Below are 18,143 nucleotides of genomic sequence, written 5' to 3' on the forward strand. Positions count from 1 at the left end.
CAATCATGGTTTCAACATATATAATGAGTGTTCCTGAAAATGCCATAAGTGCAACTATTCTGATAACATCACTTTGTTGTAAGTTCTCCATATATGTCTTATTAGACATGTCTATTTAGTATAAATATATTTTTAACTCTTGCAAATATTTAATAAAAATACGATTATATATACTCATGAATTTTGAAACTTTGGAAATAGAAGAGAAAAATGGTACTGGTTTTATCTATTTTAAGAGGGAAGATAAATTAAATACTTTAACGGTTCAGATGGTAGATGAAATTTTGCAAGCCCTTAATGATATGGAAAATCATTGTAAATCAGTTATAGTTGGCGGGAAAGACAACTTTTCTGCAGGTGCTGATGTATTCCAATTCTCCAATATAGCTCCAGAAGAAGCATATGAATTTCATAGAAAATTAAACAAACTTGCATTATATTTTAGAGAATACCCACGCCCTGTAATCTCTTTTTTAAATGGCTATGTGCTCGGCGGTGGCCTTGAAATTTCACTTTCAACCGATATTAGAATATGCAGCAGGAGTGCTGTTCTTGGCCAGCCTGAAATTGCTCTTGGAATAAATGCAGGCGCCGGTGGGAATGTAATACTTCCATCAATTACTGGAAGAAATAGGGCACTCTATATGATACTTACAGGAGAAAAGATAAGTGCGAAAACTGCATATGAATTTGGACTTGTAGATATACTTGCAGATAATGCCGTTGGTAAAGCAATAGAAACTGCGGAACTAATAAACTCCATGCCAGAAAAAGCAGTAACTCTGGCCAAACGCGCTGTAAATAATAGTGCAAATAATGATATTGTTAAAAATCTTGATTATGAGGCTGCACTTTTTGGAATTTTATTTTCAGAAAAAGAAACAAAGGACAGAATAAACAATTTTATTGATAGAAAAATAAAATAATTTATTCTTCAATTTCAATAAAATTTCCTTCTTCTTTAAGATTATATGTCTTAAGTGTATATTTTTCCATAGGTATTTGGGGAGCTATAAATGGTGGCTCAACCATTTTGCCTGTTTCAAGTTCAAATTCTGCATTATGGCATGGGCATCTCACTCTTTTCCCATCATCAACTACATTTCCAAGGACACATTTAAGGTGAGAGCATATTCCATTAATCCCATATAATTTTCCATTTTGCTTTGTTATAAAAACAGTTTCTCCATTATCAAGATTAATTGATACATGGTTTCCTGAATTTTCCAGTGCTTTTATTCCAAGTATTTTCCTCCATGTCATAATATTGTATATCTGTATTAAATTTATAATTTATGGAAATTGTTTAAAAAATCCCAGCATGAAACACTGGAAACTTTCTTATAGACATTATGAATAATATTGTATGTTTATTAAAAATAAAAGTGCCCATAGTTTTGATAAAACCGTAAGCCTTACCCTGGAATTTTTAAAATTAAAAGCAATAAAAGTATTCAGTGTTGTCAACCATCAAAAAAACGCTGAAGAAATCGGATTAATCATGGAAAATGAGACCGTAATCTTTTTTGGTTCTCCTGCTGTCGGCACCTTGCTTATGAAAGAAAATCCTGAAATCGGTATTGAACTGCCATCAAAGCTTTTAATATATTCAATAGGTGATGATACCTACATTTTATACAAGGATCCTGAAGAGCTGGTAAATCTCTATGGAATAAAAGAAGCCAGGAACGCAATTGAAAAATTAAATTTGCTTTATAGGCTTATTGTGAACAATATAATTTAATATGTTTAATTAAAGACTTTTCCCCGGTTTAACGGATATTAATCACGTTTCATAATTTCCTGACCCACGGGGAATTCGAAGCCTGGCCCCTGATCGGATGGTCATTGCAATGTGACTCGCAATATGCTATATCCGGAGCCCATTAAAGGCCTGGTTGTTTTTGGTCTTACGTCGTCATATATATTCATAAATCGTATATACTTATTAATAAGACAATACATAATAAGATCATCACTTTAATATTTTTGCAATCTGAATGTTTTCCTTTTTTAAGGTCTTTTATAGATAATTTTTAATAACATTTTTTAAAAATTTTCGCCATAGTGTTTAAGAAATGATTGAAAACATGGTATTTTCAATTTACCTCGTGGATATTAAAATCCAAATTTTTGAGGTTATTAGAAAATATTTATAGTGAAAGCAGTGTATACATTGATAAAATTATCAGGAAAATTTCAATATAAATATCCAAGCATAATGAAAATTTGAGAAAGCAGAAATCAATAGTAGCAGTGGCAAAATTATTTTTAGAAACAATGCCGTCAATTTTAAAAAAATAAAAAATATATTATTAGCATTAAAATAATTCTTTATCTTATCCCGAATTGAGTTCCTATATAAACATTATAATATAGAAAAGAAAGTTAAAGCGCGAGAAATGAAATAAATTTAAAGGATGGTAAAGATTAGATAATATTTCAAAGAAGTAATCATGCAAAAGCCATATTGAGTATTATAAATACTAATTGCTTAGAATATTAAACTGAAATATTTACACTTAATTAAACAGTATATTATAGAATATATTCGATAAAGATATTTATATATTATATCACTATATATATATATATATATATGAATGAACGCAATAAAATATTGCTAAGTATTGCTGTGGCAGGGCTTTTTATCCTGCTAGGATTTGCTGGCTATGGAGGGATGGCGAACAACACACTATCTGGAAATCAGGTTTTAATGCCTGCTAATTCAGGAACAGCTACTGCAGTTGGTTATGCAGGTCAGTGTGGTAAGGATATTTTTGGTGCAACAGTTATACAAACATGTACCGAGGCAACATGGTTATATTCTTGCTCAACAGGGAGTTTGGTTCACGAATATAAACCTGCTATAACAGTTAAGAAGGCGAACTGGGATATAATATCGTGGACAGATTCTAAGACAGGCTGGACAACTGATGATTCAAATCACATTGCATACGGAGATTTTCAATACCATTGGGGGATATGGTACATACACGCCACGCAATCCTATTATTGCAAAATAACCGTATCACCAAATTCATGGGGAGGCTATAGCACTTCATATGGTTCAGGCTGCTACTGTTAAAAAATATAATTTAAAATTTATAGAAAATATATTGTATATTATTTTAATTCTAATATTATAAAACTGGTGAAGTGTAATGAAGAAAAAAATTAAAGTCTTACTGACGGTAATAATAGTAGCTATTATATTGTTAGGATTTTCCGGGTCATTTACAATGCATAATGGAGAAGTATATAGTATTTTTACAACTAAACAAAAGCCCTATGAATCTGGACATTATATGAATTATTCAATAAATAAAGCACCGGGCTGGTGCCATACGTCGGGATATTTAAATGTATCATCAATACATAATCATGTCTTTATGAATACTTCTTTAATGTATCAGGACATTCTGATTAACAATACGGAAATTAACAAAACAATTGTTAAATCAGTGGAATTTAATGAATCACACGGTCATTTTTATTATAATAATTCCATAGTGTATTTGCCATTTTTTTATACAAATAAAATAATAACACATATAGACGATTCAAAAAATAAATACATTGGAGATGCATATGTAAACGAAACAAAAGGCAACTTTACACTTCAACTGATCACAAATCCACAGGGAATTTTCAAATATCATGCAGGAAAACTTGTATGTTTTTTTGGAAATGAAACCTACCCGGGAATATATGAATACGAAGCTGACACAAGCATGCTTTATCATTTCCAAGGCGTTAATCCTCTAATTGATTCCATTCTCAGTCTTATTCTATATAACGGAACTCAACCGATTCATATGAGTTTAACTCTCCATAAAACCAATTATATAATATTTCCAATAGACTGGGATTATGTTGCGTTAACGTATATAGTCGTCTTCGTTTTAACATTCATCGTTTTTATTGCACCAGTTATTGCAATATTTGGAATATACAGTTATGCTAAACGCAGGAGGAGAAGCAAATGAATAATATTATAGAATGCGTTAACCTATCAAAAAAATACGATAAAAATTTTATTTTTAATAATGTAAATGTAAAAATAAATAATGGCATAAATGGATTTGTTGGCCCTAACGGTTATGGGAAAACTACCTTTATAGAAATGTGCACCGGGCTCAAAAAATATTATACAGGAGATTTGTATATAAATGGCAAGAAACCAGATATTGAAAAAAATGAAATTGGGCTTGTAATGGACAAACCAGTTTTTCCAGAAAATGTCAGTGTTACTGATTACATAAATATTATAAGCCAGTTGTACGGAAAGAAACCAGATGACAGTATGATAGATGTTCTAAGATTAGAATCTGTGAAAAATAAAAAAATAAGAACACTTTCTGCTGGTTATTTAAAAAGGCTTGCATTTGCTGTAGCTATTATACACAATCCTAAAATTGTTTTTGCCGATGAGCCTTTTTCTAACGTTGACCCTGCATCAATAAACGCCATGAAAGATATTATAATGGAAATGAAAAAAAGGGGAGTTTCCTTTTTAATATCCTCGCATGATTTACAGGAACTGGTTGACATAGCCGATAATATATTTATTATTAAAAATAATAAAATAAGCAAAATAGAACGTAAAAAAATTAATATCTTTAAAGTTATGTTACATTCAGATAACTTAAAAGAGTTAAAAGTATTTTTAGCCAAGGATTTTAATATAAACAACGAAAATGAATTTGTAATTGTAAATTTAAATGAAAGAAAAGATATAAAAAAGCTGTTTTTCAAATTGTCCGGATTCCAATATAGTATAAATTATATAAAAACAGTAAGTGAAAAGGAGGAGATATTAAGTGATGTTATTAAGGCAATTGATGAAGATTGATTTTAAAAATAATAACTTTTATATGCACAGCATTTCAATAATACTTATTTATTTAATTTTATCCTTATTTGTAAACTCCATTCATGCAAATTTGGATCAGAAAACAGTTGATTTAACAATTTTTCTATTTGTTGGGCTGGGACTAATAATGAGCATAACTATGATTGAAACAATAAAAGGTGAACAAAGCAAAGGTTTAATTAAAACGTTCGTTTCTTACCCAATATCACCTGTTAATTATATCGGATCTAAATTTATTTTATATTTAATCTTTGATTTAATTAGTGTATTTATTGGAACTTTTATAATTATTCTCGTTTTCGGGAATTTAAAAGCAAGCTATTTCTGGCTCTTTATCCTTTTATCTCTGTTTATAATCTTATCATCCAGAGCGATCTTTTCTATTGCTATTATAGCTTTAAGGATAAATGTTATACCAGAAATGATAAGCATTCTTTTTTATTTTGGTATTTTGATATACACATTTGGGTTTATATTAAACGTTAAAGCTTTTGTCACATTATTTCCATTTTTTATTTATTACAAAAATATATTGAATATGCCTATTACGCATATTTCAATATTTGACATAATCGTCATGCCCATTTTATATGCAATATTTGTAATTGTTTCATTCATTGTTATTAAATTTGTTAAATGGGAACTGTTTTATAAATACGCTTAAACCATAATAAATACCATTTTTTGGATTAAATTAAAAATTACTAATTTTATAAAAATCTCTGAGTTTTGATCAAAAATTGTGAATTCAATGAAAGGTTATAATATTATTGCAAATAACTTGCCAGCATAATTGTGGTATAAGCCAATCAAATTATCAGAGATTTATTTGGCCTATAAAAAGCAATAACCATAAATTATCCGGTATTTAAATATAATATATAGTTCTATAGAGATTGGAATATTCTATATTCGAAACAAATATAGATGAAAGTGGAATAATACTGCCTCCCAAAATATTATATAATATTATCCACACAAAAAAACTTAAAGAAGACTATTTAGAAAAATAACATACGAGAAACTTTAACAGATAGAAAAATACAAAAAATACCAGATACCAGATACAAATATAGAGTATGATCGTAATTCCAATGTTAATATGCATGAAATAAATTGAATGGTATTATTCTGTGGTATTATCCATAAACTATAAACAATAAATAATTATCAAAATAATATTAAAAATTCAATTATTGCCCCATAAATTTTGACATTCTTTGAGAGACTGATTCCGGAACTTTTCCCATTGCAGCCATAATCATATTCATATCCCTTTTTTTCATATCCTCTGGTAGTTCGGAATTTGCCTTCATACGCAACCCAACAAATGCTTTCAATGCCCTGTCATCCATTTCTGAGGCAATTCCAAGGTTTGTTGTGCAAAGGCCGGTATATGTTTCATCATCTGCCTTGTTCATTTCTGTAATTAAACTCTTCATCATTTCGACTTTTTTTTCGTCATCTTCTTTTAGCATATCGCCAAATAATTTTTGCATCGTGACTTTTCTATTTTCATTATCCATTTTTGCAACTGCAAGTATATCTACCATTTTTATCATAGTGTTATATTTTTAAACAATAAAAAGGTTTTTATTGCAATAAATTCATAAATATGAATATAAAATACAAGAATTGGTTTCACTCAATTATTGCTATTTTATGCAACATCATTGACGATTAACAGCATGATATAAAACAGTTTCACCTGCATTTTTTGATTCTATTCTTCCTGTTCTTTCCATATGAATAAGATGTGCAATAGTTTCCACTATTGCAAAATTCTTTTCCATGTAATTCATATTTTCAAGTTTTCTCCCTCTGCTCCATTCAATAGAGGAAGCAACCGAAAATGCATTTTTCCAGTCTTTTAAGTTAGCGGATAAACTGTCCATTCTTCTATTATGATGTTCTATTATTTGATCAATTCTCTCAGAAAAGTTTGTGAAGTTGTCCCTGTGTCCAGGATAAGCAATATCTACCTGATAATTTCTTATTTTTTTCAGGCTTTCAATATACATTCCCAGATAATCAACATTATTCATGTAAATGCTGATGTTTGGAGTTATATTGCCCAGAACATGGTCTCCTGTCATCATAGCTCTAATATCTTTTAAATAAATTGCAATAGAACCTGGAGAATGCCCAGGAACATCTATTATTTCTGTATCTTTCATTTCAATATTTTTCAGTATATTTAAATCCAGTGAAGCATAATAATCAATGAATTTTATGGCCATATTGCCTTCAGTTATTCTGGAGTACAGTTCTTCTGGAACACCATTTGATAACATTAAATTTTTAAATTCTATGGAATATTCGCTTAAATTGTCTGTCATATATTTAATGCTGTCATAATCACTTTTTGATATATATGCCGGGATATTGTTATATCTGTTCAGGTAAAGTGCCCCACCAATGTGGTCTATATGCAGATGTGTAATTATGCACATATCAATTTTTGAAAGGTCAATAGAATTTTTTATTTCATTATAAGCATTTTCAGACATTCCAGTATCAACAATGTAATTATAATCACCTGATACATGGTATATATTTGCAGTTTTTAATGCCCTGATTTCTATGGGTACTGTGAGTTTTTTCACAGAGTTCATTTCTCTAGATATAATGATGCTTAATTAACAATTACTATAAGGCATAAATAACAAATTTATTGCTAAAATATTAACTAGTTTATATAAATTACGAAGTAAGGTGAAAGCTAAATGAAAAGCGGCAGTAAGAATTATTCACACATTGTTGAAATATCTATTGCTTCATTTTCAATGAATTCTACTCTTAGATTCTTTATCCCTGTTCTCATTCCTTTACTGGTGTCATCATTAAATATTACAGTGGAGCTTGGATCGCTTTTAATAACTGCCTACTGGTTTGCCTATACACTTTTCCAGATTCCTGCCGGGGTTATATCCGATCGCATTGGCGTAGCCAGAATGGCAAAAATTTCTTTTGTTTTAATGGCTTTATCGTTTTCATTATTTTATTTTTTTAAAAATTCATATTATGCAATATTTATAATTCAATTTATTTTGGGATCTTTTTCTGCAGCTGTGTATGTTTCCGATACATCAGTAGTGCAAAAATGGCTACCCACAACGCTGAGATCAACATTTGTAGGGATATACCAGACAGGATTCTTTATTGGGGCATCGCTTGGCGAATATTTAATCCTCAGAACATTGTCCATTGGTTTTCAGTTTACATTTATTTTAATCATTGCAATACTTATAACTGTTGCAGTTTTAAATTACATATTCTTAAAGGAACCGGAACATAATAAAATCGAAAAACATGGGAAGATAAATAAAAAAATAGCCTACGTTGCTATGATAAGGTTCTCTGCAGGTTTTATATATATCGGATTCGTTACACTTTTTACAACATTTATTGTATTTGATCATCTGGTTCCATATCCTGATGCGTATTTATATGCATGGATCCCTGCTGCAGGTGGAATTATAACATCCCCAATTGGTGGAATGGTCTCGAGAAAATTGAAAAATGGAAAATCCCTTGTGTCCATTTTGCCGGTTATTATTCTTGCACTAATGATAATGTCAATGAATTATGTATATGTTACTGCAATATTCATCATGTCTTTTATGACAGGAATGCTTTATGGCCTCTATGCCGGGCCTTCCATGGGCATGGCTTCAGATTTTAGCGGAAGTGACAGAAATCTTGCATCATCAAGCAGCATTTTGAATTTCAGTTCACAGGTTGGTGGGACAATATCACCGTTGCTAATTGGATTATTATTTTCTATTTATGGAAATTTTAAAGCTGCATTTATTATAATAGGTTTAATTTCTATAATTGTACTTATATTTCCCTTAATAAGGCTAAAAATTTAAAATTATTTTATTTTTCTCAGTGCTGCTTTATCTATTTTCCCAGTACTGGTCAGAGGCATTTCCTCTATAATAATAAATTCAACCGGAATCCACCATTTATTTATATGCCCTTTAGAAGCTTTTAATTCCATAAATTCCCTTAAATCCTGAATGTTTATGGTTTCAGTAACTTTGAGCCATGCCACGGGTTTCTCTCCCCATTTCTCATCCTCAATTCCAGTTGCTGCTGCAATTTCTATTCCCGGGTATTCAGAAATTATCGATTCTATAATAGATGTGGGTATCCATTCCCCGCCGCTTTTTATAACGTCCTTTACCCGGTCCAGTATTTTTATTCCGCCGTCCGATGCCATAGAAGCAACATCGCCTGTTTTAAACCAGCCATTCTCATATTCATTTCCATCAGAGTGATTCAGATATTTTCCAGGCAGCCATGGAGCTTTAACCCATAATTCACCGATATTCCCATTATCAACTATTTTTCCTTCGCCGTCTCTTACAGTAGCATCTACCATTGGAACTGGATAAGTTACCGACCTCAATGTTTCATCTCCTGCTTTTCCAAGTGAAATTGAAGTGGCAAGCATATCTGTTCCTCCGTAAATTGTTGAAAATTTAATATTCCTGGCATTAAGTGCTTTTGCCAGGCCGGAGTTAATTGGAGAACCGCCAATGAGCATCTTAATTCCAGAGAGAATATTCTCTTTATCATGCGCAATGAGATCGTAAACCATAGTTGGAACCGCATTGATCCAGGTTACTTTATTTTTCTTTATTTCATTTAAAACCTTTTCCGCATTGTATTTTCCTGTCATTATATAATCTGTTCCCAGGTAAGCGGCATGAAATGCAGAACCCCACGACCAAATATGGTAAAATGGAATAAGTGAAAGAATTTTATCCCTATAATTTAAGGATGCAGGTGTTTTGAATAATCCAAGTTGATAGAGGATGCTTAAGCCCCCATTAACAGCTTTCTCATTGGTATAAAGTACCTCTTTTGGTTTTCCTGTAGTTCCTGATGTGAATAATATTGAATAATTATCATTTCCACCTGTTCTTTCTTCCCTGTGAATATCACTGTTTAATAAATCTTTGAATTTGATATAATTATCATTATTTGATATGGATATAACATGATCTGCTTCAAAACTCTTTCCCATGCCTGCATTCAAAAACTCCTCAGAAGCAAATACATATTCAGAACCAGATTCTTTAACAGTTTCCATTGCCATATTCCATGGAAGTTTTATATTAACCGGGTAAATAACAGAACCTGTCATGCTGGAAGCAAATAATAGCTCCATAAATTCTTTGGAGTTATAATCGGCAACTGCAATAACCGTTCCATTTGAAATGCCCATTTTATTCATGGATGTTGCAATTCTGGATACTTCCTGGAAAAGTTTTCTGTATGTAATATAATTTTTTCCATATATTACTTTATTTTCTGGAAAAATACTGGACGCCCTTCTTAAAATATCAATTATTGTAAAGCCATTTCCCATATTATCGCCTAATTTTTTATAGCCCTCTGCTCTCTGTCAATATGTATGAGGCTATCAGCATCAGCACTATTATCGTAATCTTCTCTTTTCACATATCTTTCAGCATACAATTTTCCTGCTTTTTTAAAATCAATATTCCCTGTTTTATTCCCTATTTGCATTAAAAGCAGTGCAGCCATAGAATGCCCCATTGTTTCCATAATATATTTTGCATGGAACTGAGCTTCTTCAGTGTCCATAATAAGTAATTTTTCTATGCCGTCTTTTAGAAGTTTATAACATGATTCTGCAGTATTTTTTTCTTCCTTTATTTCTGAAACGAGTTCTTTAAAATCTGAAAGCAATTGGATATGCGCCTTTTTTCTCATTATCGCTTCAAGCATATCAAGGGCTTGAATATTGCTGGCACCTTCCCATATTGGTGTTATAAGTGCTTCCCTGTGCCACCGTTCCACCGGAAATTCTGATAAAAATCCTATGCCTCCATGCAACTCTGTGGCCATCTGTGTAATTTTTGCAGATGAATCAGCTGTTATATTTTTTACAATATGTGTCATTAATCTTGTATAATTGTATTCATCATCATATGGTGGCTTTGAGTGTATGGAATTGTTAAACAATTGAATAGACTTAAATGTAAGTGCTATAGAACCTTCCAGAAGCACTTCCATATCAAGCAAATCTTTCTTTATTCCGGGATGTTCGATGAGAGTATTCCCAAAAGTTTTTCTTTTCATGGAATAATAATATGCTTCAAGGTATGCCTTGCGGGCTATTCCACAGGCTGCCGCTGCATTATCAAGGCGAGAAACCATTAAATCTTCAGTTATATAATAAATTGCTTTTCCAGCATCACCGATCATATAAGCTTCGGAACTGTCCAATTCTACTTCGCCTGAAGGTACACTCTTTGTTGCACTCTTTTCTTTTAGCCGCCTGAGATTATAATTCAGTTTTCCAGCGCTGTTTTTTCTTGGTAGCAGGAATAATGAAAGACCTTTGGCACCATAATTATCCCCATGAAATGCAGAAGTCAGTGAAACATCTGCAAGCCCTGCATTGCTTGCAAAGTATTTATCGCCAGTTAGATACCACGCATTTCTTCCCGATTCTGCTATTGTTTGATTTGCACCAAGATCACTTCCTCCCTGAATTTCTGTAAACCATGTCGCACCCAGTAAGGTGTCATTTGTATCACCAATTAATCCCGGTACGTAATTTTTAAGCTCCTCAGGTGCATATTTATGTATTGCATAAGCAGTCTGGTGCGTTAATGTCAGTATGCAATATATTCCAGGATCAGCTATCAGATATCCCATGGCATAATGTTCCATAATATTTTTACCATGAAAATATGGCCTGCTAATGCCATATTTATGTATAAGTGTTTCAAGTACGTTTTTTTCAAGAGGATTTATAAGAACATTATCTATTCTTTCACCGTTTATTCCCCACATTCTCTGGGCTGGAGGAGATATTTTATCTATATAATCTGTGGCTTCATATAACTCTTTTCCTGCATATTCGCCTAGTGAACTTAAATCAAGGCGTTTCCCAAGATAGAATTCCAAAATTTCCTGAAAAGGCTTATCTATATTGTAATGGTTTTTTCCATATATATTTGATATATAGGAGTATGTATCATCCATATCAATATAAGTATAGTCCATATTTAAATTTATGTTACCGGAAAAATATTAAATTTATGCCATTTTCATTAAATAGTTTATAATAATATCAATAAACAATATATGCTTAAAATAATGAAATATCCAGGATCAAAAACTATAATCATCGACGAAATTCAGAGAATATACGATCTTTCTGCCTCGTCTACTTTTGTGGATGTGTTTGCCGGATCAGGGTCTGTAATTCTAAATATAAGGGCAGTAAACACTGTATATAATGACCTTAATAGAGACCTCTATACATTATTTTCCGTGCTGAAGAATAATTTTTCACCACTTTATAAAGCAGCAGATGCACTTGCAAAAGATAGAAAAATGTTTTTTGATTATTATGATGGCCGTATAGTAATTGACATAGGCAATCCTGATGTTGAACGGGCATTTGCAACTTTCTTTAATTTTAATGCGGGCTTTGGTGGAATGGGTGAAACTTACGGGAAAAAAGATAAATCGCTATATGGAACTTACCGCAAAAATGTAGCAAATCTACTGATAGCAGAACCAAAAATAAGGAAAATGAAAATAGAAAATATGGATTTTCGGGAAATAATAGATAAATATGATGACCAAAACACATTTTTTTATCTGGATCCGCCATATCCTGGAAAAAACTGGTATGTACACAACTTTCTTGAAAATGATTTCACCGATCTGAATGATACAATAAACAAAATTCACGGTACATATTTAATAAATTTCAATTCAATGGACAATTTGCCCGTCAAAGTATTTGGAAAACCTTCCTTTGTAAAGGAATATGCAAATGAAAATGGGAGGCCTGGAGAAAAAAACTCTAAGAAGTTTTCATTCTATACTAATAAAAGCATAAAACTATAAACAAACTTTATGGGAGGAAGAAATAAATCTGATAATCAGTTATTTTCTAAAAATTTAAAAATTGTGATAATGGTGAACACTTTTTGAATGTTAATATATATTTTTAGTTGATAGAACCGGATTAAAACAATGAAAAAAAATTCATATAATATTTATTCATAATACTTATATGTAAGATTTTGTGGACATATCCTTCTATAGAAATAAGTATTTAATACTAATTTTGGTATTTGTCATTCTTGTTCTGGAATATCTTCTTGCTTATTTTGCATCCCCTCCAAAGATCACCATTAACTCTTTTTATTTATCATCCTTTATTTTGCTTCCTTTAGTTATTGTGTTATATATTAAATTCTTGTACTGTTCAAATTATAAAGGCTCAAAAATTATGATAGAAAATCTAAAATTATCCGATTTTAGAAACGATTCCAATGTAAATACCTATAAATTGTTTGATAAAAATATAAAATATCCTGCATTTTTGGTTATAAAAGCCAGGCCTTTTATATTTATTAATGAAGAATACAATAAAAAACTTAGTTTGGAGGAACGAAATGCAGTAATCTGGCATATGCTTTTTCATTATAAGCAAAGAAGATTTTATAAATTTTATCTCTACCTTCTTTTCCTGTTCCTTGTTATTATTTTTGATCTGGAAATAATCACACTCTCATATTTTATACTTTATGGTTTTTCGAAATTTGAATATTCTCATTTATTTTCAATTATTGAATTTCCAGTTATTATGTTTCTATTTCTTTTAAATTTATTTTCATTTAATTATAGCCTTGAAGTAAATGCTGACAAATATGCTTCATACGAATTTAAAGCAAATGAGGCCATAGTATCAGCCAATAACAAAGCTATCGAGTTTATCATGGACAATTAATCCAGTGAAATCCACGACAAATATAAAAAATATTATGAAATAAGAAATAGAAGAATTTTAAAGAATTCTTCCCGGGTCAATTCCAAATGGTAATCAATGATAATACAAATTGTGTATCGTATCCGTATGAGAATTCCGGTGAATTCAAAGCATTGGGAAATATGGAAAAGTATAGACAGGATATTTTTAATTGATATTACTAAATTTTTGATTTATAAAACTTTTACTTTCCTATTCAACATAGTGTATCAAGTCGATTTTGTATTATTCATTATTTTCGTGAATCATTAATTCATTTCACAGGATTATTATGAAATCATGGCAACAAAATATAAAAAATTCGAATTTACATAAAGTTAAATTTTATAAAAATAAAAATAGTTTAGTAAAAATATTATAAATTATTTTAGAATGTTACATCTGCTGTTGCAAATGGAGCTTTCTGTGATGGTACAACAAGCGTTACCGTGTATTTTCCATGCAATTCCATATGTAAACTTGATGTTAAATCCATATGTATTGTTGCTTCATCTCCAAGAGGTATGTATATTCCGTTATATGGGGAAACTTTCACATCGGTATGATAATGATACACTGCATCTACAATACTGAATACATCCGTTGATATATTCTGTGAAACCAGTATTATTGTACCACTGCTGTTTGTTAACTCAATTTCTGTTATCATTGCCTGATTTGGCCCATCGAGATCTGTTACATTCATGACCAGTATAGATGAACCATTAGTAGCATTCATTGCATATGGTGAACCCTGAAATTCAACTTTAGGAACTTTTGAGTCGTTGAATAAGGGTCCATAAACATTTGCATATGCAATTTGCCCTGTTAGAAGTACAAAGGTAACAACAATCACAGCAAATATCAGAAATACTGACAGTATTTTTCCTGTAGATGTTTGATAATATTTTGTGAAGTGATGTTTCTCAAGATAGTCGTCTTTTTTGTCTTTTTTTACAGCCTTCATTTATGTCACCAGAGTTTTATCCACCTGAGCAAAGGTAATTTTGATATTCCCCTGTCACCAAATTTCTTGTACAGGAAATAGTCAAGTCCCATTGCTCTTCCAGCACCTATTATCATAAGAGTCACTGACCCTGCAAATAATAGTATGCCTATCTGCCATTCATCCTCACACGTAGCGCCCAACCAAAACGCAGGCTGGAATCCTATTGCCATCATTGCACCACCAAAAGCAGCCAATCTTGTTAAGAAACCAACAACCAGCATTACGCCGGCAGTTAATTCCACAAAAGAAAAGAATGTTATAAATGGTGCTGCAAAGTTGGGATTTTCTAGGGCGAACAGTAAAAAGCCCTTGAAAAAACCGGCATGTGGCAAAAACGATACAAGTTTGTTTAAAACAAATGTAGGTGTTCCCACAGCAAGTTTATCTGGTGCAAGTACTGCTTTTCTTAAACCTCCGTCAAGATAATCCCATCCAACAGCAAATCTAAGAAACCATGTGTATAGAGTTGGGGTCATAATCTTAGTTTGACCTTCTAAACCTTTAAGGTTTGCTTCTGTAGTATTTGCATTCAACATAGTTTTCCATGAAGAATTCTAATTTAATATATAAATATTGTTATTTTTCTGAAAATATTTACTATTTACTGATTTTTTTTGTCTATTTTTCACTATAACATATATTTTCATTCATTTTATGAAAAATATAGAGTAAAACATTTTAATAATATAACTTATATTGCTAAATTATTCTCTTTCTGTATATTAGAATAATAATCTTAATATTTTCACTTCAAATTTAAATAACAGTTATTTATCTAGAATTAATGAATAAAAAAATAGTTACTGTAGGTGTAATCCTTCTCATGTTGGGAATAGCACTTGGTCTTGCAGGCTTTACAACAATAGACAAAGCACCTGTCAATACATCAATAGTAACTGTTCAAGCTGATAAAGAATATAGAACTCACACCATTATTTACTGCGCCGGAGATATTCTTGTAGTAGCCAGTCCAGGCAATCTGTCTGGCATTGTAGCACTTGATAATTGTAGTAATGTTACAAACTCTTCAGCTTTGCATAATTATAGTATCAGCCCGTCAAAAACTATTTCTGGAGCTCTTGAATATACAAATTTAAAAACGGGAGAATATAGATTTGTAATATTTTCAAACAGTACTCCGGATACGGGTTATTCTCTTGAAACTCCAACGGAGCATACTAATTTAATATACGCAGATTATGCCTTTGAGTTTGGAATACTTATATTCATAGGAGGAGTTATTGTAACAATTGTTGGAGCAATAATGAAAGAAAAAAAGAAAATGAATATAAAACCAATATTAAACAGAAAAAAATAGAATTTATTATAATTAATAATATTTTTAACATTAACTATAAAAATTATCAGGCTTGGATTACTTGCATGATTTCATGCTTTCTGTACAGCGTTATTTATTTGTTTACAGGCATTCTGAATATAACTTATATTCATTCCATTATTTAATAATTGATTATCACTATAACTTGCTATTTTAGCAGGACTATATAACTGCCCGTTCAATAAATAAGTTCCATTGCTCCCAGTAATTATAATTATTGTATTAATGTGGTGTGGGCTTACTGAATCAGCACTTGTCTGGAAATAGCCACCTGAAATCCATTCCTGTGTCGTATACTTTTTTGCAATATTATAAAGCTGTGGCGATAATAGTTCTTTTAATTCACTCAAGCCATAGTTAACTAAATTTCCAGTAATAGATTGATTCTTAAAATTACCGGTTAATGTTTCATTATAGAGATAAATAAAATTTGCACTTAATCTAGAGGAGGTATAGTTTTTAAAGATTAATCCTGGCGTACTAGCAAACGAATCTTTAGGGTCTGAATGCCAGTTATAATAAGTAACATTTCCATATTTTTCCAGTGTAAAATACAAAGGCCATGATAAAGATGCTCCAATGGGGCATCCTGCCCAGCTTATAACTATGACTTTTTCTTTACTGGACTTATAATCAACTTTGAAAAATCTGTTGGCTGGTTCTTCAAAGGGCGATAAAATAAAAGGTGAAATGATTATAAATGCCAGAATAATGGAAAATATTATTACAATTATATTGAGAAATTTCTTTTTCATTTATTTTTGATATTAATATTATATATTAAATTTATTTTTGAATCGTATTTCGCCGATGATTTATAATATTTTAAATAGGCATGAGATATTGAAGATAATATATATGTTCCATAAAAATAATGCATATTTATTAAAAATGAACGCAATACATCTTGGCACCAATTATCTCTGGATATCCTATGAGTCTTATATATTGCCTATAGAATTGTTATCATATAATAAAAGTTCCTTATTTTTAGGAATAATAGCCTTTTTTGGAACAGCAATCGGTGTTTTTACTGGATTAGTATTCGGAACCTTAAGCGATAAATATAACTTTGGATGGGGACGTCGTGGGCCATATATTCTGACAGGGGCAGTCTTGATAGTACTTGCCATTTATGTGAATCAATTATTAACTATATCTCTTGCTGGCATATTGCTTGGATATATCATGATTCAGGCCACTTCCAATACAGCTGAAGGAGCATATCAGCCATTATATGTTGATATTTTAAATAAAAACCAGAGAGGAAAGGCCACCGGTATCGGAGGCATATTCAGGTTAATGGGTTCAGCAATGGGATATGGCATTACCGGGTTTCTAATAGATACGAGATATCGAATTTATGTTTTAATCTTGATAGCAATAGTTGTAATAATTACAGCATCATTGACTGCCAGTACAATAAAAAAATCAGATGTAATAATTAAGCAAAAAAAACCGAATTTAAGAAAATTATTCCTGGATATGTTTAATCTAAAACATGGGATGAAGAATTATATTTATGTTGTAATTGGAAGTTTTATGGTATTTTCTGGGGTTATTGGCCTTTCGTTTTTTGAATTATATTTCTTTAAGTATATACTTGATGAGGCAAATCCCGCATATTATGTTTCAGTTGCAGGCATAATTGTTTTAACGACTTCATCCATTGCATCTGTAATTTTTGGAATTTTATCTGATAAAATAGGAAGAACAAAAATTCTCTTAATTGTAACAATTATTGGCGGAATAGCGATGATATTAATACCGGAATTCGAAAAATTTTATTATTTCCTCATACTTGGTTCGGCAATAGGCATCTCATATGGCATTTTTATGAGTGTTTCCGATGCTCTTGCCAGTGATATGTCACCATTAAGCGAAGCAGGCAAATTTATGGGCTATTATAATATGGCTACTGGAGGCGCTTCATCAATATCTCCGCTGATCTATGGTATGATTTTATATTTCTCAGTTTCTTATTCCATCGGCTTTAAATATGTTTTTTACACAGCCGGCGTATTCTTTTTTATTGGCTTCATATTGTTTTTGAAAGTATCGAGGGATAATTTATAAGTATATTAATAATTAAAGATATGTGACA

At 31.1% G+C, this 18,143-nt stretch carries 19 protein-coding genes; 11 read left to right on the forward strand and 8 right to left on the reverse strand.

Features of this window, described 5'->3' with window-relative positions; genetic code table 11:
* The first annotated feature begins 176 nt into the window (after positions 1 to 176).
* Positions 177 to 926, forward strand: a complete 750-nt coding sequence (locus WKI77_RS03115; RefSeq protein ID WP_337860372.1) for an enoyl-CoA hydratase/isomerase family protein — start codon at positions 177 to 179, stop codon at positions 924 to 926.
* Position 927: 1 nt separating this feature from the next.
* On the opposite strand, the gene sdx is transcribed toward WKI77_RS03115, so the two are convergent.
* On the reverse strand, positions 928 to 1,263 hold the full coding sequence (sdx, locus tag WKI77_RS03120; protein WP_337860373.1) for a sulredoxin: 336 nt from the start codon (positions 1,261 to 1,263) through the stop codon (positions 928 to 930).
* A 103-nt stretch (positions 1,264 to 1,366) separates the two neighbouring features.
* On the opposite strand from sdx, the gene WKI77_RS03125 reads away from it, so the two are divergent.
* The 5 genes from WKI77_RS03125 (at position 1,367) to WKI77_RS03145 (ending at position 5,540) form a co-directional block, all read left to right on the forward strand.
* Positions 1,367 to 1,744, forward strand: a complete 378-nt coding sequence (locus WKI77_RS03125) for a DUF302 domain-containing protein (protein ID WP_337860374.1) — start codon at positions 1,367 to 1,369, stop codon at positions 1,742 to 1,744.
* Between the two features lie 855 nt (positions 1,745 to 2,599).
* Positions 2,600 to 3,088 (forward strand): hypothetical protein, encoded by a 489-nt coding sequence (locus WKI77_RS03130; protein WP_337860375.1) that lies wholly within the window; start codon positions 2,600 to 2,602, stop codon positions 3,086 to 3,088.
* Between the two features lie 76 nt (positions 3,089 to 3,164).
* Positions 3,165 to 3,989 carry a hypothetical protein gene (locus tag WKI77_RS03135; RefSeq protein WP_337860376.1) on the forward strand — a complete coding sequence of 275 codons (825 nt, stop codon included), beginning with the start codon at positions 3,165 to 3,167 and terminating at the stop codon, positions 3,987 to 3,989.
* The gene (locus tag WKI77_RS03140; protein WP_337860377.1) at positions 3,986 to 4,855 is read left to right on the forward strand and encodes an ABC transporter ATP-binding protein; all 870 of its coding nucleotides are present in this window, start codon (positions 3,986 to 3,988) and stop codon (positions 4,853 to 4,855) included. Before WKI77_RS03135 ends, WKI77_RS03140 begins: the two co-directional genes overlap by 4 nt.
* Before the next feature lie 91 nt (positions 4,856 to 4,946).
* Positions 4,947 to 5,540: a hypothetical protein gene (locus tag WKI77_RS03145; protein WP_337860378.1), complete on the forward strand. Its 594-nt coding sequence runs from the start codon at positions 4,947 to 4,949 to the stop codon at positions 5,538 to 5,540.
* 529 nt (positions 5,541 to 6,069) lie between these two features.
* Here WKI77_RS03145 and WKI77_RS03150 read toward each other — a convergent pair.
* Positions 6,070 to 6,438, reverse strand: coding sequence for a hypothetical protein (locus tag WKI77_RS03150; protein ID WP_337860379.1), 369 nt, complete (start codon positions 6,436 to 6,438; stop codon positions 6,070 to 6,072).
* Positions 6,439 to 6,546: 108 nt separating this feature from the next.
* Complete coding sequence (locus WKI77_RS03155) at positions 6,547 to 7,491, reverse strand: MBL fold metallo-hydrolase (protein WP_337860380.1); 945 nt, start codon at positions 7,489 to 7,491, stop codon at positions 6,547 to 6,549.
* Positions 7,492 to 7,602: 111 nt separating this feature from the next.
* Between WKI77_RS03155 and WKI77_RS03160 the strand changes: the two genes are divergently transcribed.
* The gene (locus WKI77_RS03160) at positions 7,603 to 8,751 is read left to right on the forward strand and encodes an MFS transporter (RefSeq protein WP_337860381.1); all 1,149 of its coding nucleotides are present in this window, start codon (positions 7,603 to 7,605) and stop codon (positions 8,749 to 8,751) included.
* A 2-nt stretch (positions 8,752 to 8,753) separates the two neighbouring features.
* On the opposite strand, the gene WKI77_RS03165 is transcribed toward WKI77_RS03160, so the two are convergent.
* Both WKI77_RS03165 and WKI77_RS03170 read right to left on the reverse strand, forming a co-directional pair.
* Positions 8,754 to 10,259, reverse strand: a complete 1,506-nt coding sequence (locus tag WKI77_RS03165) for an AMP-binding protein (RefSeq protein WP_337860382.1) — start codon at positions 10,257 to 10,259, stop codon at positions 8,754 to 8,756.
* Between the two features lie 8 nt (positions 10,260 to 10,267).
* The gene (locus WKI77_RS03170; protein ID WP_337860383.1) at positions 10,268 to 11,908 is read right to left on the reverse strand and encodes an acyl-CoA dehydrogenase family protein; all 1,641 of its coding nucleotides are present in this window, start codon (positions 11,906 to 11,908) and stop codon (positions 10,268 to 10,270) included.
* Positions 11,909 to 12,010: 102 nt separating this feature from the next.
* Between WKI77_RS03170 and WKI77_RS03175 the strand changes: the two genes are divergently transcribed.
* Entirely contained in the window at positions 12,011 to 12,784 is a 774-nt protein-coding gene (locus WKI77_RS03175) for a DNA adenine methylase (protein WP_337860384.1), read from the forward strand.
* 388 nt (positions 12,785 to 13,172) lie between these two features.
* The gene (locus WKI77_RS03180; RefSeq protein WP_337860385.1) at positions 13,173 to 13,673 is read left to right on the forward strand and encodes a hypothetical protein; all 501 of its coding nucleotides are present in this window, start codon (positions 13,173 to 13,175) and stop codon (positions 13,671 to 13,673) included.
* Positions 13,674 to 14,079: 406 nt separating this feature from the next.
* On the opposite strand, the gene WKI77_RS03185 is transcribed toward WKI77_RS03180, so the two are convergent.
* On the reverse strand, positions 14,080 to 14,658 hold the full coding sequence (locus WKI77_RS03185; RefSeq protein ID WP_337860386.1) for a TQO small subunit DoxA domain-containing protein: 579 nt from the start codon (positions 14,656 to 14,658) through the stop codon (positions 14,080 to 14,082).
* A 5-nt stretch (positions 14,659 to 14,663) separates the two neighbouring features.
* Positions 14,664 to 15,236, reverse strand: coding sequence for a TQO small subunit DoxD (locus WKI77_RS03190; RefSeq protein ID WP_337860387.1), 573 nt, complete (start codon positions 15,234 to 15,236; stop codon positions 14,664 to 14,666).
* A gap of 248 nt (positions 15,237 to 15,484) precedes the next feature.
* On the opposite strand from WKI77_RS03190, the gene WKI77_RS03195 reads away from it, so the two are divergent.
* On the forward strand, positions 15,485 to 16,018 hold the full coding sequence (locus WKI77_RS03195; protein ID WP_337860388.1) for a hypothetical protein: 534 nt from the start codon (positions 15,485 to 15,487) through the stop codon (positions 16,016 to 16,018).
* A 71-nt stretch (positions 16,019 to 16,089) separates the two neighbouring features.
* Here the strand turns inward: WKI77_RS03195 and WKI77_RS03200 are convergent, their stop codons facing one another.
* Positions 16,090 to 16,794 carry a DUF929 domain-containing protein gene (locus WKI77_RS03200; protein ID WP_337860389.1) on the reverse strand — a complete coding sequence of 235 codons (705 nt, stop codon included), beginning with the start codon at positions 16,792 to 16,794 and terminating at the stop codon, positions 16,090 to 16,092.
* A 136-nt stretch (positions 16,795 to 16,930) separates the two neighbouring features.
* On the opposite strand from WKI77_RS03200, the gene WKI77_RS03205 reads away from it, so the two are divergent.
* Positions 16,931 to 18,115: an MFS transporter gene (locus WKI77_RS03205; protein WP_337860390.1), complete on the forward strand. Its 1,185-nt coding sequence runs from the start codon at positions 16,931 to 16,933 to the stop codon at positions 18,113 to 18,115.
* Positions 18,116 to 18,143: the final 28 nt, after the last annotated feature.

The organism is Ferroplasma sp., assembly GCF_037442045.1.
In the GTDB taxonomy this organism is placed as follows: domain Archaea; phylum Thermoplasmatota; class Thermoplasmata; order Thermoplasmatales; family Thermoplasmataceae; genus Ferroplasma.